Origin of the sequence: Pollutimonas bauzanensis (assembly GCF_040393045.1) — a bacterium.
Classification (GTDB): domain Bacteria; phylum Pseudomonadota; class Gammaproteobacteria; order Burkholderiales; family Burkholderiaceae_B; genus Pollutimonas; species Pollutimonas bauzanensis_A.
The window spans coordinates 1-20,526 of record NZ_JBEBUX010000047.1; the positions used below are offsets into that span (position 1 = coordinate 1).

Below are 20,526 nucleotides of genomic sequence, written 5' to 3' on the forward strand. Positions count from 1 at the left end.
ATCAACCAAGGCCTGCAGCAACTGCGTGTAAAAAAAACAGCAAGGCTACGCATAAAGAAACCGTCAGTTGCCTGTAAGCCCATACCCCCCGGTTTAATGTGACAATATCGGACTTCCCCCAACACCCTACTTAATAGCAGTCATCCCGCCATAAACAATGACTCCTCCCGCCGCCATCACCCCACCCCCCGACCTGCTCACCTTGTTCCTGGCATTTGCCCGTATAGGCGTCACCAGCTTCGGCGGCGGACTAAGCGGCTGGCTGATGCGCGAATTCGTGCATCGGCGGCACTGGATAACTGAAGAAGACTTTCTTAGCGGCTTGGCGCTGTCCCAAGCCTTCCCCGGCATCAACGTGGTCAACCTCTCCATCTGGATAGGCTACCGCCTGCGCGGACGTAACGGCGCGCTGGTCGCCGCGCTGGGCATGGTCGTACCCGCCATGTTCGTCGCCATCATCATGGCCGCGGTCTTTGCGCAAATCAGCCAATCGAAAACCGCGCACCTGGTATTGGCGGGCATTGCAGCCGCCGCTATCGGCTTGTCGCTCGAAATGGGCCTGCGCGCGGCGCGACACACGCTGCATAACCCCATATCGTTCCTGATCATGGCAGGCATCTTCATAGCCATCTTCGTTTTCGAGCTGAATCTGATCGGCGTAATCGTGGTTGCGGCGCCCTGCTCTATTGCAGTGGCCTGGCTACGCGTGAACAAGAAAAACAAGAAGACCGCAGAATGACGCAGCAACAATGATCGAAATTCTGATAAATCTATTGCGCGTTTTTGCGCCCCTGTCCTTCCTGACCATAGGCGGTGGACAAAGCATTATTCCGGCTATTCACCATCAGTCGGTCGAAGTGCACCAGTGGATCACCAATGCGCAATTCCTGGATCTATTTGCGCTATCTCGACTGACGCCTGGCCCAAAATCCTTGCTGGTAACCCTGGTGGGCTGGCAAACGGCAGGAATTATCGGCGCATTGGTCGCTTCTGTGGCCATTTTTCTGCCTTCCGCCATCCTGGTGTATTACCTGGCCAAGCTTTGGGCGCGCTATGAAGGCAAGCCTCTGATCAAGGCCGTTGAACAAGGTCTTATCCCTGTTGCGGCCGGCATGATTCTGGCTGCAACAGGCACCATACTGCGGGCTGCTGAAGGCGGCGCATGGGCTTGGGGCGTGGCGATGCTATCGACCATTCTGCTGTTGCGCACCCGCGTCAGCCCTTTCCTGCTGCTAGGCCTGGGCGGCCTGCTGTTCGCGGTCGTTCAGCCAGCCGCCTGACAAACACCCGCTTGCGTATGCTACAAACGGGGAATGGACTCTCATTTCAAAAGGTACAATGCAAAGCTTATACCTAGGTTCAAACCCGTATGAACGCACCCATCCCCAATGATCCGGTCGTAAAGTTCACCGATGTTGCTTTAGGCTACGGCGACTTTACGGTGTTGCAAAGTATCGACATCGAAGTGCGTCGAGGGCAAGTCGTGGCCATGATGGGCGGCTCGGGCTCCGGCAAGACGACCTTATTGCGTGCTGCCACTGGGCAAATCACCGCCCAGCGGGGAACAATCACGGTGTTTGGCCGCGACATCGCCGATGTGCCAGGTGAAGACCTGCGCGAATTGCGACAGCGCATGGGCGTATTGTTCCAGCAGGGCGCTCTGTTCACCGACCTTAATGTGTTTGAGAACGTAGCATTTCCGTTGCGTGAGCATACCTGCGTGTCCGAAAGCCAAGTCATCGAACGCGTACTAGATAAACTGGATGCAGTGGGTTTGCGTGCGGCGGCTCATCTCAAAATATCGGAAATATCAGGCGGCATGGCGCGGCGCGTGGCCTTGGCGCGAGCCATTGTCCTCGAGCCCGAGATCATCCTGTACGACGAACCCTTTGCGGGGCTCGATCCCATTTCTCTGGGCATTACGGCTCAACTGATACGCAACCTGACCGACCGGCTCAACTGCGCATCCATGCTGATTACGCACGACGTCGCTGAATCCTTCCTGATCGCGGATCAGGTGTATATGGTCGGGCAAGGCAAACTGATCGCCAGCGGTACGCCGAAGGAATTGTCGGCCTCGCAGGATGCCTACGTACAGCAGTTCCTGAACGGGCAACCGGATGGGCCCATTGCCTTTCACTACCCCACGTCTCCGGCTTTCACCAAGTGGCTGGAACAACACTCGGGCCGCGCATGACATCCCCTGTTAAATCCATTGCAGCGCTGGGCGGGAAAGTACGCCGCAACATTACCGGGCTTGGCGCTTTCATGCGCCTGGCCGGTGCTATCCTGGCGCGTACCGGCACCGCGCTCAAGCGTCCCGGCCTGGTTTCCCAGCAAATCCACTTCATTGGCAATCATTCGCTGCTGATCATTGCCGTATCTGGCTTGTTCGTCGGCTTCGTACTGGGCCTGCAAGGCTATTACACGCTCAACCGCTATGGCTCCGAAGAAGCCCTGGGCCTGCTCGTCGCGCTGTCGCTAACGCGTGAATTGGGTCCCGTTGTCACCGCCCTGCTGTTTGCAGGCCGCGCGGGCACGTCGCTGACCGCCGAAATTGGCTTGATGAAAGCGGGCGAACAACTCACCGCCATGGAGGTTATGGCGGTCGACCCCATACGCCGGGTGCTGGTGCCCCGCTTTTGGGGCGGTGTGATCGCCATGCCGATTCTGGCCGCCGTATTTTCCATGGTGGGCATTCTGGGTGGCTGGATTGTCGGCGTGGTGCTTATCGGCATAGACCCCGGTGTCTTCTGGTCGCAAATGCAGGGCGGCGTCGACGTCTTCAAGGATGTACTCAATGGCGTGGTCAAAAGCGTAGTGTTCGGCATTGCCGTCACGCTGATCGCGCTGTATGCCGGATGGACTTCCACGCCCACTCCGGAAGGCGTTTCTCGCGCCACCACGCGCACTGTAGTGGCCGGTTCGCTGGTCGTGCTGGGGTTGGACTTCCTGCTTACTGCGCTGATGTTCAGCAATTAACGATATAAACGGATTAATCATGACGCGTGAAAAAACCGATTTCTGGGTGGGCTTGTTTGTTGTCCTGGGCGGCATTGCTTTGGTGTTCCTGGCCTTGCGGGCCGGCAACATGAGTTCCTTTTCCTTTGCTCCTACCTATAAAGTACAGGCGCATTTCGACAACCTGGGCGGCCTGAAGGTGCGCGCGCCTGTCAAAAGCAGCGGCGTGGTGGTTGGGCGAGTAGCAAGCATTGACTTCGACAATCAACGTTTTCAGGCGGTGGCCACGCTGGATCTTGAACAGCGCTACGAATTCCCCAGCGATTCATCGGCCTCTATCCTGACGTCCGGCTTGCTGGGCGAACAATATATTGGCCTGACACCGGGCGGCGAGGACAAGAATCTCGAAAACAATAGCGAAATTCAGTACACGCAAAGCGCCGTGGTTCTGGAAGAACTGATCAGCAAATTCCTGTATAGCTCGGCCGACAAGGAAGGAAGTGCTGCGCCCGCCGCCGCCTCTTCAGTGTCGGGCGAGCACAACAATGAGGCTCCAAAACCCTAGGCCAGGCGACAGGCGTTTACAATCCCCAGTCTATTGCTTACACAACAGTTGAAAAAGACATGACTCAATCATCTACCCCGGTCCTGAAACCCGCCCACCGGCTGGTCCGGATGACTGCGTTGCTGGGCGCCACAGCGCTCGCAGCCGGCTGTGCCTCGGTCAGCACCCCAAATCCCGATGATCCCTGGGAAAGCTACAACCGCAGCATGTATACCTTCAACGATACTGTCGATCGCGCTCTGCTCAAGCCCATCGCCAGTGGTTACGATGCGCTCACGCCACAGCCGGTACAAACATGTATCCACAACATGTTCAATAACGTCGTCGATGTCTGGTCCGCTCTGAACAGCTTCTTGCAGGCTCGCGGACATGACTTCTTCAATACCCTGGGACGGGTGCTGTTTAATTCGACCATGGGCTTGGGCGGCTGCATTGACGTCGCGTCCATGAACGGCTCGCGACGTATCCAGAACGATTTCGGCGTTACGCTGGGGGTATGGGGTTTTAAATCGGGCCCGTACGTCGTCCTGCCATTCCTCGGCTCCAGTTCGGTCCGCGATGGCACTGCCACGCTGGGCACCTTCGCCGCCGGCGTTTCGCCCATTACACCTGTGTTTGAAATCGACAACGTACCACTGCGCAATTCCCTTATCGGCCTGTATACCGTCGACACACGCGCAAGCCTGCTGGATGCGGACGAACTTGTTAACGAAGTGGCTCTTGACCGTTACAGCTTTATCCGCGACGCTTACATACAACGCCGCAAGGCACAGGTAGACAGCCGTTTGGCCGATGACAGCTTGCCCGACTATACCCAGGACAACCTGCCCGACTATTCGGACGACGAAGCAGAAGCGCCAGTAGCCGCTCCCGCGGCGAAGCCGGTTCAGTAATCAGGATTATTTATGTTTAAAGTTATTCTTTCAACGCTTTCCCTATCCAACGCCAGCCGCCTGCTGCTGGCCGGCCTGCTTGGCTTGGCGGGACTGGCAACGGGAACGGTACATGCTCAAAGCGCCGGTCAAGCTGCTAAGTCGCCCAGCGAATTCGTGGAAACCGTCGCCAATAACGCCCTGGAAGCTGTCAAGAAAGACAGCGCCGTCAAATCGGGCGACTTGGTCAAGATCAATCAGGTCGTCAACGAATACGTGCTGCCTTACGTAAACCTGGAAAAAACCACACGCCTGGCCGCCGGACGCTACTGGCGCCAAGCCACTCCACAGCAACAAACCGATTTGATCCAGGCCTTCAAGGGCACGCTTATCCGCACCTATAGCGGCGCATTTACCAAAGTAGACCAACGATCCACTTTCGCCATGCTGCCATTCCGCGGCGATGCCAACGCTGACGACCTGGTGGTGCGTTCGACCCTGTCGCAAAACAACGGGCCGGCAATAGGCATCGACTATCGACTGGAAAAAACCGCCCAGGGTTGGAAAATATACGATCTGAATGTCGAAGGCATCTGGCTGATCCAGAACTATCGCAATCAGTTTTCCCAGCAGATTTCGCAAAACGGTATTGATGGGCTGATCACAGCATTGAATCAACGTAATCAATAAACTGCTGCCGTCGTTATAATGCAAAGCTTGGCTTAATTTCGAGCCAAGCTTTTTTTATTGCTATGTCTGCCCTTTCCTTAGAACATATTTCGAAAATATATACGCCGCGCAAACGCGGCATGGCCGACTGGTTGACCGGAAAGCCCCAAGAGCAAGGCTTCCAGGCTCTTGACGATGTCAGCCTTACTGTCGAATACGGTGAGTTCTTTGGCCTCCTGGGGCCCAATGGCGCAGGCAAAACGACGCTGATATCCATACTGGCCGGGCTTGCGCAGGCTTCTTCGGGCACTGCGCGTGTCTGCGGCCATGATGTCGTCAACGAATTCAAGCTATCGCGTCGGGCGCTGGGCGTCGTGCCGCAGGAAATCGTCTATGACCCGTTTTTTTCCGTACGCGAAACCCTAAGACTGCAATCGGGCTACTTCGGCCTGCGCAAAAACGACGACTGGATCGATGAAATCCTGGCCAATCTGGGGCTGTCGGACAAAGCCGACACCAATATGCGCGCCCTTTCCGGCGGCATGAAGCGCCGCGTGCTGGTGGCGCAAGCCCTGGTGCATCGCCCGCCAGTCATTATCCTTGACGAGCCTACCGCTGGCGTAGACGTCGATTTGCGCCGCACACTCTGGGAATTCATTGCCCGCCTTAACAAAGAAGGCCACACCATACTGTTGACCACCCATTACCTGGAAGAGGCGGAAGCGCTCTGTGGCCGCATTGCCATGCTCAAGGGCGGACGCATCGTGGCCCTTGACACCACACAGGCATTGTTGGCGCGCGTGGGCGGGGCCGACCTTGAAGATGCCTTCGTACGCATCATGCACAACGACGAATTTACGGGGGTGACGGCATGAGCTCTTCTCCCTTGATCAAGGCGCGCACCGACATGGGTTCGGGCTTCCCTACGCTGCTGCGCAAAGAACTTTCGCGCTTCTGGAAGGTGTCCTTCCAGACCATTGCCGCGCCCGTGCTGACAGCGCTGCTGTATTTGCTGATTTTTGCCCACGTCCTCGAAGGCCGGGTGCAGGTTTACAACACGGTGCCATACACGTCGTTCCTGATCCCGGGGTTGATGATGATGAGCATGCTGCAAAACTCATTTGCCAATCCGTCTTCGTCGCTGATTCAAAGCCGCATTACAGGCAACTTGGTGTTTATTTTGCTGCCGCCGTTATCGCACCGCGAAATCTTCAGCGCTTATATCCTGGCTGCCATTGTGCGCGGCCTGTGCGTCGGCGCCTGTGTCTGGCTGGTGGCGTTGTTCTTCGTTGTCCTGCCGGTAACCAACCTGCTTTGGGTGCTGGTGTTTGCTGTGCTGTCTTGCGGCATCATGAGCATCCTGGGCCTGATCGCCGGGCTATGGTCCGAGAAATTCGATCAATTGGCAGCCTTCCAGAACTTTTTGATCATGCCTGCCACGTTTCTGTCGGGTGTCTTCTATTCCATACACAGCCTGCCGCCATTTTGGCAGGCCGTTTCGCGCTGGAATCCCATTTTTTATACGATAGACGGCTTCCGCTACGGCTTTTTTGCCGTATCGGACGTATCCCCATGGCATAGCCTGGCGGTTGTCGCCTCTGTGTTTATCGTGCTTTGTCTATTTGCCCTGCGCCTGTTGGCCAGCGGCTATAAACTTCGGAATTAATTGCCATGTTGCCTACCCCAGAACAAGTACGCCAGTACATCGCCGACAACCTGCCCTGTGACCATATTGAAGTTCAAGGCGACGGCTCGCACTTCGAAGCCATCATCGTCAGTCCGTCTTTCGAAGGCAAGCGTCTTATCGCACGCCACCAATTGGTGTATTCGGCGCTGGGCGAACGCATGAAAGCCGAAATCCACGCTTTGTCCATGCGCACGCTCACCCCTGCCGAATACAAGGCGAACCCGAATGGATAAACTGCTAATCACCGGCGGCAACCGCCTCAAGGGTGAAGTCACCATATCGGGCGCGAAAAACGCCGCCCTGCCGATTTTGTGCGCCAGCATATTAACGGCCGACACCATCACCCTGGAAAACGTCCCCGGGCTTAACGACATCGGCACTACGCTGAAGTTGCTAGGGCAATTAGGCGTCAAATCCGAACGCGGCAACGACGGCGTCGTACAACTGAACGCCGCGCAAATAAGCAGCCTGGAAGCGCCCTACGAGCTGGTCAAGACCATGCGCGCATCCATCCTGGTGCTAGGGCCGTTACTAACGCGCTTTGGCGAAGCACGAGTCAGCCTGCCCGGCGGCTGCGCCATTGGCCAGCGCCCTGTCGATCAGCACATCAAGGGCCTGGAAGCCATGGGCGCCGACATCAAGATCGAACACGGTTTTGTCGTAGCCAAGGCCAAACGTCTGAAAGGCGCCTCCATACGCACCGACATGGTCACGGTTACCGGAACGGAAAACCTGATGATGGCGGCCGTCCTGGCCGAAGGGCGCACCATTCTTGAGAACGCAGCGCGCGAGCCTGAAATTATCGATCTGGCCGAGCTGCTTAATAAAATGGGCGCCCGCATCCAGGGCCACGGCGGCGATCGCGTCATTATCGACGGCGTTGATCAACTGCATGGCGCCACACACAAAGTTGTGGCCGACCGAATTGAAGCCGGCACATTTTTGTGCGCCGTAGGAGCCACTGGTGGCGAAATCACGCTGCGCCACGCCGCTCCGCAAACCATGGGCGCCATCATCGACAAGTTGCGCGAAGCCGGCCTGACCATCGAATGCGGCGACGACTGGATTCATTGCTCGATGAGCAAACGGCCCCGCGCCATTGGTTTCCGCACACGCGAATACCCTGGTTTTCCTACCGATATGCAGGCCCAGTTGATGGCGCTTAACACCATCGCCGACGGCACCGCGGTCATCGTCGAGAACATCTTCGAAAATCGCTATATGCACGTCCAGGAACTAGGCCGCATGGGCGCCCTGATCGATATCGATGGCCATACCGCTGTTGTCACAGGCGTACCTCAGCTGTCGGGCGCTACCGTCATGGCTACCGACCTGCGCGCATCAGCCAGCCTGGTCATTGCCGGCCTGGCCGCCTATGGCGACACCGTTGTCGAGCGCATTTACCATCTGGATCGCGGTTACGAGCGCATGGAAGAGAAGCTACGTTCGGTAGGCGCCAACATTCAACGCATCACCCGGGAAACCGCATGAGCCCAGCCAGCCTTGGAAGACCTCTTACGCTAGCCTTATCGAAAGGGCGTATCTTTGACGAAACCATGCCCTTGCTGGAAGCGGCTGGCGTCCAGGTAGCCGAGAACCCCGAAACATCGCGCAAATTGATACTGCCAACCAGCAGCCCCGATTTGCAATTGATTATTGTCCGGGCCTCCGACGTTCCTACCTATGTCCAGTACGGCGCTGCCGATTTCGGCATTGCCGGCAAAGATGTCTTGTACGAGCATGCCGCCGAGCACCCTGGCGGCTTGTACCAGCCTGTTGACCTGAACATCGCCCATTGCCGGCTGTGTGTGGCGGTACGCCAGGGTTTCGATTACGAAGCGGCCGTGCACCAGGGTGCGCGCCTGCGCGTAGCCACAAAGTACGTTCAGGCGGCGCGCGAACACTTTGCACGCAAAGGCGTCTATGTCGACCTGATCAAGCTTTATGGGTCTATGGAACTCGCCCCGCTGGTAGGCCTGGCCGATGCCATCGTCGACCTGGTTTCCACCGGCAATACGCTCAAGGCGAACAATCTGGTGGCGGTGGAAGATGTCGCCGAAATTTCGTCGCGCCTGATCGTCAACCAGGCCTCGCTCAAGACGCGTAGCGCCAAGCTGCAGCCCTTCATCGACGCTTTTGCCCGCGCCTCGATAAGCAGTACCTAGATTACGGTATACACTCTTTGTCATATCCCGTATTTGTCTGTGCCAAGCCATGCCGATTACACGTTTAAGTACCGAGTCCGAATCCTTTGCGCGCACCTTGCGCTCGCTGCTTGCCTTTGATGCCTCGCAGGACGAGTCCATTGAACGCGCCACAGCCGAAATCCTGAAGAACGTGCAAGAACACGGCGACCAGGCTGTGCTGGACTATACCCGGCAGTTTGACCGCGTATCGCCGCCCTCGTTTGCCGCGTTGGAAATCGACCGTGCCGAATGGCTGGCCGCGCTAAACGCCTTGCCTGCAGACCAGCGCCAGGCGCTGGAAACTGCTGCCGAACGCGTGCGTGTTTATCACGACCGGCAACGCGCCCAGACCTGGACCTACACCGAGGCCGATGGCACGGTACTGGGCCAGAAAATCACACCGCTGGATCGCGTGGGGCTATATGTGCCAGGCGGCAAAGCCGCCTATCCGTCCTCGGTGCTAATGAACGCCATTCCCGCCAAAGTCGCCGGCGTATCTGAAATCATCATGGTGACCCCTACGCCCGATGGCGTACGCAACCCCATGGTGCTGGCCGCCGCCGCAATAGGCGGCGTAGACCGGATGTGGGGCATAGGCGGGGCGCAAGCCGTGGGCGCATTGGCCTACGGAACGCAAACCATCACGGCCGTCGATAAAATCGTAGGGCCCGGCAACGCCTATGTTGCTGCCGCCAAGCGCCGCGTGTTCGGCACCGTTGGCATCGACATGATCGCCGGCCCCAGCGAAATCCTGATCATCTGCGATGGCACGACGCCTGCAGACTGGATCGCCATGGACTTGTTTTCGCAAGCCGAACACGACGAACTCGCGCAAGCCATTTTGCTGTGCCCCAGCCTTGGCTACCTGGATGACGTGCAGGCCGCCATCGAGCGCCTGCTACCCACCATGCCACGCCACGATATCATCCGCAAAAGTCTGGCTCATCGCGGGGCCCTGATCCTGGTGAAAGACCTGGATGAAGCCTGTGCCATCGCCAATGACATCGCGCCCGAACACCTGGAAATCTCCACCGAAAATCCACAGCAATGGGCCGACAAGATCCGTCACGCCGGGGCGATTTTCCTGGGACGGTACAGTTCGGAAGCGCTCGGCGACTACTGCGCCGGGCCTAACCACGTATTACCCACTTCGCGCACGGCCCGGTTTTCTTCACCATTGGGCGTGTATGATTTCCAGAAGCGCTCCAGCCTTATCCACGTATCCCAGGCGGGCGCTCAAACTCTGGGGCGCGTAGCTGCAACGCTGGCCTATGGCGAGGGCTTGCAAGCCCATGCCGCCAGCGCCGAATACCGCCTCACCAACTAATATGACGTCCTGAACATGCGTACTGCCGACATTACCCGTAATACCAACGAAACGCGCGTGCGCGTTTCCATCAATCTGGATGGCACTGGCCGCCAAACCATCAATACCGGCGTGCCGTTCCTGGACCACATGCTGGACCAAATCGCCCGCCATGGCCTTATCGACCTGGACATCCAGTGCGATGGCGATACCCATATCGATGACCACCACACTGTGGAAGACGTCGGCATTACCCTGGGCCAGGCCTTTGCCGCCGCAGTAGGCGATAAAGCCGGCCTGCGCCGCTACGGCCACTCCTACGTGCCGCTTGATGAAGCCTTGTCGCGCGTCGTCATCGACTTTTCCGGGCGCCCCGGCTTGTACTACCACATCCCCTTCACGCGCTCGCATATCGGCCGCTTCGATGTCGACCTGGCCCGTGAATTTTTCCAGGGCTTTGTGAACCATGCTCTGGTAACCATGCATATCGACAACCTGCGCGGCGAAAACTCTCACCACCAGTGTGAAACCGTATTCAAGGCCTTCGGTCGCGCATTGCGCATGGCCACCGAACACGACCCCCGCAATGAAGGCGTCGTGCCGTCAACCAAGGGTGTCCTTTAAACCGCTAATCGGCTGCTTCCGTGAATACTATCGCCATTGTTGACTACGGTATGGGCAACTTCCACTCGGTCGCGCGCGCGCTGCAAGCCGCCGCACCCGATGCCGACATAAAAATTTGCAATAAGCCCGAAGACATCGACCGGGCCTCGCGCGTGGTTTTCCCAGGCCAGGGCGCCATGCGCGACTGCATGCGCACACTGAACGAATCGGGCCTGCGCGAAGCGGTTGTCAGGGCTGCGCATAACAAGCCGCTGCTGGGTGTGTGCGTCGGCGAGCAAATGCTGTTTAGCCAAAGCGAAGAAGGCAATGTGCCATGCCTGGATATCTTTCCGGGCAAGGTTAAACGCTTTGCCGGCCCGCAATATGCCAGCCACGGCCAATCGGGCCAGGAACAGGAATTGCTTAAGGTTCCGCACATGGGCTGGAATCGCGTCGAGCAGGTGCAGGCACACGCCTTGTGGGCGGGCATTCCCGACCATAGCCATTTTTATTTTGTGCATAGTTACTACGTGGAGCCTGAAGATCCGGCTCTCACTGTAGGGGTAAGCCACTACGGTGTGGGCTTTACCTGCGCCATCGCAGCGGCTAACATTTTTGCCATACAGTTCCATCCCGAGAAAAGCGCCAGCCACGGCCTGCGCCTATATCGGAATTTTGTTGACTGGAATCCCTAACAGAACGCCAAGCAAGACGGCGAAATATCAGGTAACGTCAACAATATACCTTTTATCTATTCCCACTCATTGTTTTTATCGGCTATCGATCATGCTACTCATCCCCGCCATCGACCTACAAGACGGGCGCTGTGTGCGCCTACGCCAAGGTGACCTGGACGACGCAACTATCTTCTCGGAAGACCCTGCAGCCATCGCAACGCAGTGGCTAGACCAGGGGGCCAGGCGTTTGCATCTGGTTGACTTGAACGGCGCCGTAGCAGGCAAGCCCAAGAACCAGGGCGCTATCAAATCGATCATCGCTGCCGTAGGCGGCGATGTACCCGTTCAAATCGGCGGGGGCATCCGCGACCTGGACACCATCGAACGCTACCTGGATGCCGGCATTACCTATGTCATTATCGGCACGGCAGCGGTTAAAGACCCCGGCTTCCTGCACGACGCCTGCAGCGCATTCCCTGGCAGCATTATCGTTGGCCTTGATGCCCGCGACGGAAAAGTCGCCACCGATGGCTGGAGCAAGCTGACGCGCCACGACGTCCTTGACCTGGCCCGCAAATTCGAAGACTACGGCTGTGAAGCCATTATCTACACCGACATCGGCCGCGACGGCATGCTGTCCGGTGTAAATATTGAAGCCACCGTCAAGCTGGCCCAGCATGTGCGCATTCCTATCATTGCCTCCGGCGGCGTCACCGACCTGCGCGATATCGAAGCGCTATGCGCTGTCGAAGAGGAAGGCATTGAAGGCGCCATTCTTGGCCGCAGCCTTTACGAAGGCACGCTGGATTTCGCCGCCGCCCAGGAAATGGCCGACGAACTGGGAACCGCATGAACCAAGCACCTGCCGCCCTGAACGACACGGCGCTTACGCGCCGCATCATTCCCTGCCTTGACGTTACAGCGGGCCGGGTGGTCAAGGGCGTAAATTTTGTCGACCTGGTCGATGCCGGCGACCCCATCGAAATCGCCCAACGCTATAACGAGCAAGGCGCCGACGAACTCACCTTTCTCGACATCACCGCCACCAGCGATGCGCGCGACCTTATCCTGCCCATCATCGAATCCGTTGCCAGCCAGGTGTTCATTCCCCTGACTGTCGGCGGAGGCGTGCGGCAAGTGGCCGATATCCAGCGCCTGCTTAACGCAGGCGCCGACAAGGTATCCATCAACAGCGCCGCCGTGGCCAACCCCGAACTGGTGCGCGACGCCGCCGACTACCATGGCTCGCAATGCATTGTGGTCGCCATTGATGCGCGCCGCGTATCGGCAGCAGGCGAACCGCCAAAATGGGAACTGTTCACGCATGGCGGGCGGAAAGCCACAGGTATCGATGTCGTGGAATGGGCCAAGAAAATGGCTGAATACGGCGCCGGGGAACTCTTGCTGACCAGTATGGACCGCGACGGCACCAAGTCGGGCTTCGACCTTGAACTAACGCGCGCCGTATCCGATGCCGTCTCGGTGCCCGTCATCGCTTCGGGCGGGGTCGGCACGTTGCAACACTTGGCAGATGGCGTCACAACGGGTCGCGCCAGCGCGGTGCTTGCCGCCAGCATTTTCCATTACGGCGAATACACTGTGCAGCAAGCCAAAGAATTCATGGCCGCACAAGGCATTAAAGTACGCTTATCCGCATGACTCCAGATTCCACTTGGCTTGCCGCCGTCACGTTTGATGAAAACGGCCTCATTCCCGCCATCGCGCAAGACGCTGACACCGGCACCATACTTATGGTTGCCTGGATGAATGCCGAATCGCTGGCCGAAACCGTGGCCACCGGGCGGGCCGTATATTGGTCGCGCTCGCGCCAACGGCTGTGGCGCAAGGGCGAAGAGTCCGGCCATGTGCAACAACTGCGCGAGCTGCGCCTGGACTGTGACGGCGATGTGCTGTTGCTCAAGGTCAAGCAAGAAGGCGGCATCGCCTGCCATACAGGGCGCGAAAGCTGTTTTTTCCGGCGCCTGGACGGCGATTCCGCGCAAGCCACCTGGACAATTACCGAACCCGTCCTGAAAGACCCTGAACTTATCTACAAATGACTCAGCCAGACATCGCTACTATCTTGACCCGACTGGCCGACACCCTGGAATCCCGCCTGCCTGAAAACGGCGGCGACCCATCCAGCTCTTATTCGGCCAAGTTGCTATCCCGAGGCCCCGACGCCTTTCTGAAAAAAATCGGCGAAGAAGCAACCGAGCTGGTCATGGCCGCCAAAGACAACACGCCCGACCGCATCGTTAGCGAAACCGCCGACCTCTGGTTCCATTGCCTGGTCACGCTGGCCCACTATGGCCTGCGCCCGGAACAAGTGCTGGCCGAGCTGGCGCGACGCGAAGGCACTTCGGGGCTGGTCGAGAAAGCCGGCAGGCCCGAACACTAATCAACACCCACGAGAACTGTAATGAGTGAGCATTGTCTATTCTGTAAAATCGCAAACGGTACGATTCCGTCAAAGAAAGCTTACGAAGACGAAGATTTCTTTGCTTTTCACGACATAAACCCCGCGGCTCCCGTACACTTGCTACTTATACCAAAACGCCATATTGTTTCTTTACAGGACATCAAACCTGATGACGCAGCATGGCTGGGTAGAATGATGGCCCTGGTGCCCAAGCTGGCTGACGATAACGGCTGCAGGCCAGGGCCAGACGGCGGCTTCAGGTTAGTTGCCAATACAGGAATAGATGGCGGACAAGAAATTGCCCACCTGCATTTTCACATCATCGGGGGCCCACGCCCCTGGGATAAACGCGCGGCTCCAGCCGCCTAATCGGAGAACATAATTATGGGTAGTTTCAGCATTTGGCACTGGCTTATTGTTCTGGTGATCGTGGCCCTTATTTTTGGCACCAAGAAAATCCGCAACATGGGTGAAGACCTTGGCGGCGCCGTTAAAGGCTTCAAGAAAGGCATGAACGATGGCAAAGACGAAAAAAACCCCGAAGCCGTTACGCAGCAACGTGCGCACAACGACGAAACCATCGATGTTCAAGCCAAAGAAAAAACTGACGTATAACCATGTTTGACGTCAGCTTTAGCGAACTGCTGCTTATCGGCGTCATTGCGCTGATCGTCATTGGGCCCGAGCGGCTGCCCAAGGTTGCCCGTACGCTTGGCCATTTGGTCGGGCGCGCGCAGCGCTATGTCAGCGATGTCAAAACCGATATCCAGCGCGAGATCGAACTCGACGGCCTGACCGACCTCAAAGGCCAAATGGAAGAGGCTGCCAAGTCGGTTAAATCGTCCATGCAAGACGCCAGCGCAAGCTTGCGCAAGCCCCTCGACGACGCTCAGCAGGCACTGAAAGAAGCCTCCGCTTCGGTGGAAACACTCGTCAAAGACGCCAGGGCTGAAACCAGCGCCACCACCGACGCGCCAGACGCGGCCGCAGCTGTCGAATTCACCCCCGAGCCGTTGGCAGAGCCGCCGGCCGACCCCGAACCTGCTGCACCGACAAAAAAACCTGACACAGAGACACCCACGTGACGCAAGACGCCGCTCCACAAGACACTTTCATCTCGCACCTGGTCGAACTCCGCACACGATTGCTGCGCGCAGTACTGGCCGTGCTGGGGGTCTTCGTGGTGTTGTTCATTTACCCTGGCCCGTCCACCATTTACGACTTGCTCGCGCAACCCATGCTGGCCTCGCTGCCGGAAGGCACGCGCATGATCGCCACCGGCGTCATTACGCCCTTCATGGTGCCTATCAAGGTGACCATGCTGGCGGCGTTCGTACTGGCCTTGCCTGTCGTGCTGTATCAAGCCTGGGCCTTCGTAGCACCGGGGCTGTACAAGCACGAACAACGCCTAGCCCTGCCCCTTATTGCTTCCAGCACCCTGCTATTTTTATTGGGCATGGCTTTTTGCTACTTCGTGGTGTTTCGCACCGTCTTTCACTTTATTGCCAACTTCGCGCCACAGTCGATAACGCCCGCCCCTGATATCGAAGCGTATCTCAGCTTTGTCATGACCATGTTCGTGGCGTTCGGCGTTACCTTTGAAGTGCCCATCGCCGTCATCCTGCTGGTCAAAAGCGGCATGATCACGGTCGAGAAACTCAGGGCATCGCGCGGCTACGTCATCGTAGGCGCTTTTGTCATTGCCGCAGTCGTCACACCACCCGACGTCCTTAGCCAGTTCATGCTGGCTGTACCGCTGTGCTTGTTGTTCGAAGTAGGGGTGCTAGTGGCCAGCGCACTCAAGAAGCGCGAAGCCCAGCCCGATGATGACGCCGATAGCAGCGACGACATAGCCACCCGCCACGACTGAAGCAGGCATCAAGGCTTGCGAATTCGAGGGCGGCTGCCTATCTTGACCGCAATATCCTGCTTCTTCCCATCGCGCATGATCTGCAGTGACACCTCCTTGCCCGGGGGCAAGGGTGCAATCTGGTTAAGAAAGCCAATTGCATCCTCAACCTGCTGATCATTAAGCTGTAGAACAATGTCGCCCACCCGGATGCCAGCGCGCCACGCCGGGCCATTTTTGAACACACTAGCGATAATCACGCCATCTTCGCGCTTCAGGCCAAAAGCCCTGGCCAGCTCGGGCGTAATATCCTGGGGCTCTATGCCCAGCCAGCCACGCGTCACGGTCCCCGTCTGGATGATCTGATCCATGATGGTGTGCGCCGCCTGGGCGGGGATGGCAAAACCTATCCCCAGCGAGCCGCCGGTTTCTGAATAAATGGCCGTATTGATTCCGACCAGGCGGCCGGTGGTATCGATAAGCGCACCACCCGAATTACCAGGGTTAATCGCTGCATCGGTCTGGATAAAATTTTCGTAAATATTGATGCCCAGACGGTTTCGGCCCAAGGCCGACACGATACCCATGGTCGTCGTCTGGCCAACACCGAATGGATTCCCGATGGCAAGCACGACATCGCCTATACGAACCTGATGCTCGCCGTTGAAAGTCATGACGGCCAAGTTGGGCAGGTCGATTTTAAGCACGGCCAAATCACTTTCCGGGTCAGCGCCAACCAGTTTGGCACGCGTCTGACGACCATCGCTCAAGGCCACTTCAATGGCATCGGCCGCCTCGATCACGTGGTAGTTGGTCAAGATATAGCCATCACCGCGCACAATCACGCCAGAGCCCAGGTTGGTGGATTGCTTACGCCTGCTAAAGCCCGGAATATCCCGGAACAAGCGGTTCAGCTCTGGATCATTAGGGAGCGGCACAATGGGCACATTGATATGCTTGCTGGTATAAACGTTTACGACTGCGGGCGCGGCCAGCGCCACGGCCTTGGCATACGACACTTCGCCCTGGCGGACATCCGGCGATGCGACTGATGACGAGGCCGCAGGCGCCGTCGACGCGTCAGGCGGCGACGAATGCAGCCAATCGGGGCGCAAAGTAGCCACAATGAATAAAATACCCAGGCATACCGTTACGGCTTGGGTAAATAGCAACCACAATCGACGCATAAGGCAAACAGGAAAAAGACGATCAATGAATCAGGTTTCTACACAACAACTGGCCCGCTGGCTTGAAGCCACATTACAAGTTCAACGCTTCAAGGACTACTGCCCTAATGGACTGCAAGTCGAAGGCAAAGCATCTATCAGACACATTATCACCGGAGTTACCGCAACACAGGCGTTACTCGAAGCCGCTATTGCGCGAAACGCCGATGCCGTGCTCGTGCACCATGGCTGGTTCTGGAAGAATGAAGACCCCTGTGTTCGCGGCCCCAAACGCGCCAGGCTGGCACTGGCGCTGCGCCACGACCTTAACGTATTCGCCTACCACCTGCCCCTGGACGCCCACCCGGTACTGGGCAACAACGCGCAATTAGGGCGTGTGCTGGGTTTCGAACCCGATCTGGACGAACACGGCAATCCCGTGGTTTGCGGGCCCGATGGGCTGGTATGGCTAGGCCGCTGCAATCCGCCAATAACCCTCGAAGCGCTTGGAAACAATATTTGCAATGCTTTACAGCGCCAGCCGCTAGTTGTTGGAAATGCGCAACAAGAAATCAGTCGCATCGCCTGGTGCACGGGGGGTGCGCAAAGCATGATGGAAGCCGCCGTCGCCGCAGGCGCCGATGCCTACTTGACCGGAGAAGCGTCGGAACCCACTTATCACCTGGCGCAAGAAACCGGCGTCGGCTTCATTGGCGCAGGCCATCATGCGACAGAGCGTTACGGCATACAGGCGTTGGGCGCAGCCGTCGCCAAAGAGTTTGGCATCCGGGTGGACTTTATCGATATTGACAACCCGATCTAGCCAAACAAAAGGCTGCAACCCAACAACATTCCCGTTATTTTTTTAACGAATCCCTGATTTCACGCAACAAAACCACTTCTTCCGCGGGGGCTTCAGGGGCGGCTTCTTTTTGTGCTGCAAGGCGATTACGCGCAGAGTTGACGGCCTTCACCAGGCAAAACACCACGAAGGCCAGCAAGATGAAGTTGATCATAATAGTCAGGAAGTTACCCCACGACAGTACCACCGCGCCGGCCTTGGTGAGCGCGTCGTAAGTCGCGGGCCCGGCGTAGTTTTCCGGTGCGCGCAATATCAAGAACTGGTTGGTGAAATCGACTTGCCCTCCCATGATGAAAGCCACCAGCGGCATGATGATGTCTTTGACCAATGAGTCGATGATTTTCCCAAATGCGGCGCCGATAATTACCCCGACGGCCAGGTCAATCATGTTGCCTTTTACAGCGAACTCTTGGAACTCTTGTAGGAAACCCCGTGCTTTGCTCATTTCTTTTTCCTTTATCAATTTCACCCGATTCCAGGCTAACGCTATAATACGCGGCTAATAGGACAGTACACAGCTAAAAACAGTGAATGGTATGCCCGGGAAGGGCATGAATAAGGATACTAGAATGAGTCAGATTACGACACAGCTCGATGATTCCGGTGCGGTTGATCCCAACCTCCCACCTGATCCTTCGCGCCGTTTCTGGGTAGCTACCACCTGTGCCGTCGGTGGTGTGGCGGGCGTCGCAACGGTAGTTCCCTTCGTCAGTTCGTTTGCGCCGTCAGAAAAAGCGCGCGCGGCAGGGGCCCCCGTTGAAGTCCAGGTTTCCGATATTGCACCGGGCGAAATGCGCACTGTCGAATGGCGCGGCAAGCCGGTCTGGATCATGCATCGCACCGAAGCCCAACTTAAGGGCCTGGTCAGCAAAAAGCATGATGCCGAACTGGCCGACCCCAATTCCGACCGCCCCGGCTATACCCCCGACTATGCCAAGAACGAATACCGTTCGCGCAAGCCCGAGCTCTTCGTTGCCGTGGGCATATGTACTCACCTCGGCTGCTCGCCATCGCCGGTATTTGCCACCGGCCCACAACCCGGTTTGCCGTCCGACTGGGCGGGCGGGTTCTTTTGTCCGTGTCACGGTTCTTCCTTCGATTTGTCTGGTCGCGTCTACAGCAACAAACCCGCGCCCGACAACCTCGAAGTACCGCCCTACACTTTTTCAGCCGACGGTACTCGCATCACCATTGGTGTTGACGAAAACAACAAGGCTTAATGCCTTATTAAATGGGGTGTTCCAAACGCCCCACCGACACTGAACCCGTTACACGCCTCGTAAGATAGAAAAAAGGAGCCGTTTTCATGGCTGGCGAAAAAACCGTCGAAACGACAGGACTCTTAGGCTGGATAGATAGGCGCTTCCCGCTTACCAGCCTGTTCAAAGAGCACATGTCCGAATACTATGCACCAAAAAACTTCAATTTTTGGTACTTCTTTGGCTCGCTGGCGCTGTTAGTGCTAGTCCTGCAGATCGTGACCGGTATTTTCCTGGTCATGAACTACAAACCCGATGCCAAGCTTGCGTTTGAATCGGTCGAATACATCATGCGCGAAGTGCCATGGGGCTGGTTGATCCGCTACATGCACTCCACCGGCGCCTCCATGTTCTTCGTGGTCGTGTACTTGCACATGTTGCGTGGCCTGTTCTATGGCTCGTACCGCAAGCCGCGCGAACTGGTCTGGATCTTCGGCGTTGCGATTTTCCTCTGTCTGATGGGCGAAGCCTTCTTCGGCTACCTCCTGCCATGGGGCCAAATGTCGTATTGGGGCGCACAGGTTATCGTGAACTTGTTCTCGGCCATTCCTTTCATCGGCCCTGAACTGTCGATCTGGATACGCGGCGACTACGTCGTTTCCGATGCCACGCTTAACCGCTTCTTCGCTTTCCACGTGATTGCCATTCCCCTGGTCCTTATCGGCCTGGTGGTTGCACACATCATTGCATTGCACGAAGTGGGTTCCAACAACCCTGACGGCGTCGAAATCAAGCAAGGTCCCAAAGACAAGAACGGGCACCCTGTAGATGGCATTCCTTTCCATCCTTATTACTCGGTGCACGACCTCATGGGCGTGGCTGGCTTCCTTATCGTGTTTGCCGCCATTGTCTTCTTCGGTCCGGAAATGGGCGGGTACTTCCTTGAGTACAACAACTTCATTCCCGCCGACTCCCTGAAGACGCCTCCGCATATTGCGCCGGTCTGGTACTTCACGCCGTTCTACTCCATGCTGCGTGCCACCACCGCCGACTTTACCTGGATCCTCGCAGGCTCCGCCGTCCTGGGCGCCATTGCTATCCTGGTGAAAAGCAACCTCAAGGGCATCTGGCGCATCGCCGTGCCAGTTATCCTGATTCTGGTTGCTGTGCTGCTGCGCGTTATCGACGCCAAGTTCTGGGGCGTAGTCGCCATGGGCGGCGCGGTAGTCATCCTGTTTTTCCTGCCATGGCTAGATCATTCGCCGGTCAAGTCGATCCGCTACCGTCCTACCTGGCACAAGTACCTGTATGCTATCTTCATCATCAACTTCCTGGTGTTGGGCTATTTGGGCACGCAAGCGCCTAATGCAACCTTCAACTTAATGAGTCAAATCGGAACCGTGATCTATCTGGGCTTCTTCTTCCTGATGCCCGTCTGGAGCCGGATAGGTACCTTCAAACCGGTACCTGACCGCATCACCTTCCATCCTCATTAAGGCCAC

Annotated in this window: 28 protein-coding genes; 26 read left to right on the forward strand and 2 right to left on the reverse strand. The window is 57.3% G+C overall.

The window, feature by feature from the left end; genetic code table 11:
• Window positions 1-157 precede the first annotated feature (157 nt).
• The 23 genes from ABWO67_RS09325 to tatC all read left to right on the forward strand — a co-directional run bounded on the left by ABWO67_RS09325 (window position 158) and on the right by tatC (window position 15,818).
• Window positions 158-739: a chromate transporter gene (locus ABWO67_RS09325; protein ID WP_353150761.1), complete on the forward strand. Its 582-nt coding sequence runs from the start codon at window positions 158-160 to the stop codon at window positions 737-739.
• A 10-nt stretch (window positions 740-749) separates the two neighbouring features.
• Window positions 750-1,280 carry a chromate transporter gene (locus tag ABWO67_RS09330; RefSeq protein WP_353150764.1) on the forward strand — a complete coding sequence of 177 codons (531 nt, stop codon included), beginning with the start codon at window positions 750-752 and terminating at the stop codon, window positions 1,278-1,280.
• Between the two features lie 89 nt (window positions 1,281-1,369).
• A complete protein-coding gene (locus ABWO67_RS09335; protein WP_353150767.1) occupies window positions 1,370-2,197 on the forward strand; it encodes an ABC transporter ATP-binding protein in 828 nt (275 codons plus the stop codon).
• Window positions 2,194-2,982, forward strand: a complete 789-nt coding sequence (mlaE, locus tag ABWO67_RS09340; RefSeq protein WP_353150770.1) for a lipid asymmetry maintenance ABC transporter permease subunit MlaE — start codon at window positions 2,194-2,196, stop codon at window positions 2,980-2,982. Before ABWO67_RS09335 ends, mlaE begins: the two co-directional genes overlap by 4 nt.
• Window positions 2,983-3,001: 19 nt before the next feature.
• On the forward strand, window positions 3,002-3,526 hold the full coding sequence (gene mlaD / locus ABWO67_RS09345; protein ID WP_353150773.1) for an outer membrane lipid asymmetry maintenance protein MlaD: 525 nt from the start codon (window positions 3,002-3,004) through the stop codon (window positions 3,524-3,526).
• Between the two features lie 59 nt (window positions 3,527-3,585).
• Window positions 3,586-4,419, forward strand: coding sequence for an MlaA family lipoprotein (locus ABWO67_RS09350; protein ID WP_502929991.1), 834 nt, complete (start codon window positions 3,586-3,588; stop codon window positions 4,417-4,419).
• A gap of 12 nt (window positions 4,420-4,431) precedes the next feature.
• Window positions 4,432-5,088 (forward strand): MlaC/ttg2D family ABC transporter substrate-binding protein, encoded by a 657-nt coding sequence (locus ABWO67_RS09355; RefSeq protein ID WP_353150775.1) that lies wholly within the window; start codon window positions 4,432-4,434, stop codon window positions 5,086-5,088.
• Between the two features lie 62 nt (window positions 5,089-5,150).
• Complete coding sequence (locus ABWO67_RS09360) at window positions 5,151-5,942, forward strand: ABC transporter ATP-binding protein (protein ID WP_353150778.1); 792 nt, start codon at window positions 5,151-5,153, stop codon at window positions 5,940-5,942.
• Entirely contained in the window at window positions 5,939-6,733 is a 795-nt protein-coding gene (locus tag ABWO67_RS09365) for an ABC transporter permease (RefSeq protein ID WP_353150781.1), read from the forward strand. The genes ABWO67_RS09360 and ABWO67_RS09365 overlap by 4 nt, the downstream gene beginning before the upstream one ends.
• Before the next feature lie 5 nt (window positions 6,734-6,738).
• The gene (locus tag ABWO67_RS09370; protein WP_353150784.1) at window positions 6,739-6,987 is read left to right on the forward strand and encodes a BolA family protein; all 249 of its coding nucleotides are present in this window, start codon (window positions 6,739-6,741) and stop codon (window positions 6,985-6,987) included.
• Window positions 6,980-8,245 carry a UDP-N-acetylglucosamine 1-carboxyvinyltransferase gene (gene murA, locus ABWO67_RS09375; RefSeq protein WP_353150787.1) on the forward strand — a complete coding sequence of 422 codons (1,266 nt, stop codon included), beginning with the start codon at window positions 6,980-6,982 and terminating at the stop codon, window positions 8,243-8,245. Before ABWO67_RS09370 ends, murA begins: the two co-directional genes overlap by 8 nt.
• Window positions 8,242-8,919, forward strand: coding sequence for an ATP phosphoribosyltransferase (gene hisG, locus ABWO67_RS09380; RefSeq protein ID WP_353150789.1), 678 nt, complete (start codon window positions 8,242-8,244; stop codon window positions 8,917-8,919). The genes murA and hisG overlap by 4 nt, the downstream gene beginning before the upstream one ends.
• Before the next feature lie 49 nt (window positions 8,920-8,968).
• On the forward strand, window positions 8,969-10,267 hold the full coding sequence (gene hisD, locus ABWO67_RS09385) for a histidinol dehydrogenase (protein ID WP_353150792.1): 1,299 nt from the start codon (window positions 8,969-8,971) through the stop codon (window positions 10,265-10,267).
• Window positions 10,268-10,282: 15 nt separating this feature from the next.
• Window positions 10,283-10,870, forward strand: coding sequence for an imidazoleglycerol-phosphate dehydratase HisB (gene hisB, locus ABWO67_RS09390; protein ID WP_353150795.1), 588 nt, complete (start codon window positions 10,283-10,285; stop codon window positions 10,868-10,870).
• A 20-nt stretch (window positions 10,871-10,890) separates the two neighbouring features.
• A complete protein-coding gene (gene hisH, locus ABWO67_RS09395; protein ID WP_353150798.1) occupies window positions 10,891-11,544 on the forward strand; it encodes an imidazole glycerol phosphate synthase subunit HisH in 654 nt (217 codons plus the stop codon).
• A gap of 91 nt (window positions 11,545-11,635) precedes the next feature.
• A complete protein-coding gene (hisA, locus tag ABWO67_RS09400) occupies window positions 11,636-12,379 on the forward strand; it encodes a 1-(5-phosphoribosyl)-5-[(5-phosphoribosylamino)methylideneamino]imidazole-4-carboxamide isomerase (protein ID WP_353150801.1) in 744 nt (247 codons plus the stop codon).
• Window positions 12,376-13,185 carry an imidazole glycerol phosphate synthase subunit HisF gene (gene hisF, locus ABWO67_RS09405; protein WP_353150804.1) on the forward strand — a complete coding sequence of 270 codons (810 nt, stop codon included), beginning with the start codon at window positions 12,376-12,378 and terminating at the stop codon, window positions 13,183-13,185. The genes hisA and hisF overlap by 4 nt, the downstream gene beginning before the upstream one ends.
• Entirely contained in the window at window positions 13,182-13,586 is a 405-nt protein-coding gene (gene hisI, locus ABWO67_RS09410) for a phosphoribosyl-AMP cyclohydrolase (RefSeq protein ID WP_353150807.1), read from the forward strand. Before hisF ends, hisI begins: the two co-directional genes overlap by 4 nt.
• A complete protein-coding gene (locus tag ABWO67_RS09415) occupies window positions 13,583-13,927 on the forward strand; it encodes a phosphoribosyl-ATP diphosphatase (protein ID WP_353150810.1) in 345 nt (114 codons plus the stop codon). Before hisI ends, ABWO67_RS09415 begins: the two co-directional genes overlap by 4 nt.
• Window positions 13,928-13,948: 21 nt before the next feature.
• Window positions 13,949-14,317: a histidine triad nucleotide-binding protein gene (locus ABWO67_RS09420; protein WP_353150813.1), complete on the forward strand. Its 369-nt coding sequence runs from the start codon at window positions 13,949-13,951 to the stop codon at window positions 14,315-14,317.
• A gap of 15 nt (window positions 14,318-14,332) precedes the next feature.
• Window positions 14,333-14,563, forward strand: a complete 231-nt coding sequence (gene tatA, locus ABWO67_RS09425; protein ID WP_353150816.1) for a Sec-independent protein translocase subunit TatA — start codon at window positions 14,333-14,335, stop codon at window positions 14,561-14,563.
• 2 nt (window positions 14,564-14,565) lie between these two features.
• On the forward strand, window positions 14,566-15,033 hold the full coding sequence (gene tatB, locus ABWO67_RS09430) for a Sec-independent protein translocase protein TatB (RefSeq protein ID WP_353150818.1): 468 nt from the start codon (window positions 14,566-14,568) through the stop codon (window positions 15,031-15,033).
• Window positions 15,030-15,818 carry a twin-arginine translocase subunit TatC gene (gene tatC, locus ABWO67_RS09435; protein ID WP_353150822.1) on the forward strand — a complete coding sequence of 263 codons (789 nt, stop codon included), beginning with the start codon at window positions 15,030-15,032 and terminating at the stop codon, window positions 15,816-15,818. The genes tatB and tatC overlap by 4 nt, the downstream gene beginning before the upstream one ends.
• 8 nt (window positions 15,819-15,826) lie before the next feature.
• On the opposite strand, the gene ABWO67_RS09440 is transcribed toward tatC, so the two are convergent.
• Entirely contained in the window at window positions 15,827-16,984 is a 1,158-nt protein-coding gene (locus ABWO67_RS09440; protein WP_353150825.1) for a S1C family serine protease, read from the reverse strand.
• A 25-nt stretch (window positions 16,985-17,009) separates the two neighbouring features.
• Here ABWO67_RS09440 and ABWO67_RS09445 point away from each other — a divergent pair, with 25 nt between their 5' ends.
• Complete coding sequence (locus tag ABWO67_RS09445) at window positions 17,010-17,786, forward strand: Nif3-like dinuclear metal center hexameric protein (protein WP_353150828.1); 777 nt, start codon at window positions 17,010-17,012, stop codon at window positions 17,784-17,786.
• A gap of 34 nt (window positions 17,787-17,820) precedes the next feature.
• On the opposite strand, the gene mscL is transcribed toward ABWO67_RS09445, so the two are convergent.
• Window positions 17,821-18,270, reverse strand: coding sequence for a large conductance mechanosensitive channel protein MscL (gene mscL, locus ABWO67_RS09450; protein ID WP_353150831.1), 450 nt, complete (start codon window positions 18,268-18,270; stop codon window positions 17,821-17,823).
• A 124-nt stretch (window positions 18,271-18,394) separates the two neighbouring features.
• Here mscL and petA point away from each other — a divergent pair, with 124 nt between their 5' ends.
• Both petA and ABWO67_RS09460 read left to right on the forward strand, forming a co-directional pair.
• Window positions 18,395-19,045, forward strand: coding sequence for a ubiquinol-cytochrome c reductase iron-sulfur subunit (gene petA, locus ABWO67_RS09455; protein ID WP_353150834.1), 651 nt, complete (start codon window positions 18,395-18,397; stop codon window positions 19,043-19,045).
• An 86-nt stretch (window positions 19,046-19,131) separates the two neighbouring features.
• On the forward strand, window positions 19,132-20,520 hold the full coding sequence (locus ABWO67_RS09460; protein ID WP_353150836.1) for a cytochrome b: 1,389 nt from the start codon (window positions 19,132-19,134) through the stop codon (window positions 20,518-20,520).
• The last annotated feature ends 6 nt before the right edge of the window (window positions 20,521-20,526 follow it).

Excerpts from the sequence above, each read along its gene's own strand:
- ABWO67_RS09325 (WP_353150761.1), top strand. The coding sequence starts at position 158 with ATGACTCCTCCCGCCGCCATCACCCCACCCCCCGACCTGCTCACCTTG.
- ABWO67_RS09330 (WP_353150764.1), top strand. The coding sequence starts at position 750 with ATGATCGAAATTCTGATAAATCTATTGCGCGTTTTTGCGCCCCTGTCC.
- ABWO67_RS09335 (WP_353150767.1), top strand. The coding sequence starts at position 1,370 with ATGAACGCACCCATCCCCAATGATCCGGTCGTAAAGTTCACCGATGTT.
- mlaE (WP_353150770.1), top strand. The coding sequence starts at position 2,194 with ATGACATCCCCTGTTAAATCCATTGCAGCGCTGGGCGGGAAAGTACGC.
- mlaD (WP_353150773.1), top strand. The coding sequence starts at position 3,002 with ATGACGCGTGAAAAAACCGATTTCTGGGTGGGCTTGTTTGTTGTCCTG.
- ABWO67_RS09350 (WP_502929991.1), top strand. The coding sequence starts at position 3,586 with ATGACTCAATCATCTACCCCGGTCCTGAAACCCGCCCACCGGCTGGTC.
- ABWO67_RS09355 (WP_353150775.1), top strand. The coding sequence starts at position 4,432 with ATGTTTAAAGTTATTCTTTCAACGCTTTCCCTATCCAACGCCAGCCGC.
- ABWO67_RS09360 (WP_353150778.1), top strand. The coding sequence starts at position 5,151 with ATGTCTGCCCTTTCCTTAGAACATATTTCGAAAATATATACGCCGCGC.
- ABWO67_RS09365 (WP_353150781.1), top strand. The coding sequence starts at position 5,939 with ATGAGCTCTTCTCCCTTGATCAAGGCGCGCACCGACATGGGTTCGGGC.
- ABWO67_RS09370 (WP_353150784.1), top strand. The coding sequence starts at position 6,739 with ATGTTGCCTACCCCAGAACAAGTACGCCAGTACATCGCCGACAACCTG.
- murA (WP_353150787.1), top strand. The coding sequence starts at position 6,980 with ATGGATAAACTGCTAATCACCGGCGGCAACCGCCTCAAGGGTGAAGTC.
- hisG (WP_353150789.1), top strand. The coding sequence starts at position 8,242 with ATGAGCCCAGCCAGCCTTGGAAGACCTCTTACGCTAGCCTTATCGAAA.
- hisD (WP_353150792.1), top strand. The coding sequence starts at position 8,969 with ATGCCGATTACACGTTTAAGTACCGAGTCCGAATCCTTTGCGCGCACC.
- hisB (WP_353150795.1), top strand. The coding sequence starts at position 10,283 with ATGCGTACTGCCGACATTACCCGTAATACCAACGAAACGCGCGTGCGC.
- hisA (WP_353150801.1), top strand. The coding sequence starts at position 11,636 with ATGCTACTCATCCCCGCCATCGACCTACAAGACGGGCGCTGTGTGCGC.
- hisF (WP_353150804.1), top strand. The coding sequence starts at position 12,376 with ATGAACCAAGCACCTGCCGCCCTGAACGACACGGCGCTTACGCGCCGC.
- hisI (WP_353150807.1), top strand. The coding sequence starts at position 13,182 with ATGACTCCAGATTCCACTTGGCTTGCCGCCGTCACGTTTGATGAAAAC.
- ABWO67_RS09415 (WP_353150810.1), top strand. The coding sequence starts at position 13,583 with ATGACTCAGCCAGACATCGCTACTATCTTGACCCGACTGGCCGACACC.
- ABWO67_RS09420 (WP_353150813.1), top strand. The coding sequence starts at position 13,949 with ATGAGTGAGCATTGTCTATTCTGTAAAATCGCAAACGGTACGATTCCG.
- tatA (WP_353150816.1), top strand. The coding sequence starts at position 14,333 with ATGGGTAGTTTCAGCATTTGGCACTGGCTTATTGTTCTGGTGATCGTG.
- tatB (WP_353150818.1), top strand. The coding sequence starts at position 14,566 with ATGTTTGACGTCAGCTTTAGCGAACTGCTGCTTATCGGCGTCATTGCG.
- ABWO67_RS09440 (WP_353150825.1), bottom strand. The coding sequence starts at position 16,984 with ATGCGTCGATTGTGGTTGCTATTTACCCAAGCCGTAACGGTATGCCTG.
- ABWO67_RS09445 (WP_353150828.1), top strand. The coding sequence starts at position 17,010 with ATGAATCAGGTTTCTACACAACAACTGGCCCGCTGGCTTGAAGCCACA.
- mscL (WP_353150831.1), bottom strand. The coding sequence starts at position 18,270 with ATGAGCAAAGCACGGGGTTTCCTACAAGAGTTCCAAGAGTTCGCTGTA.
- petA (WP_353150834.1), top strand. The coding sequence starts at position 18,395 with ATGAGTCAGATTACGACACAGCTCGATGATTCCGGTGCGGTTGATCCC.
- ABWO67_RS09460 (WP_353150836.1), top strand. The coding sequence starts at position 19,132 with ATGGCTGGCGAAAAAACCGTCGAAACGACAGGACTCTTAGGCTGGATA.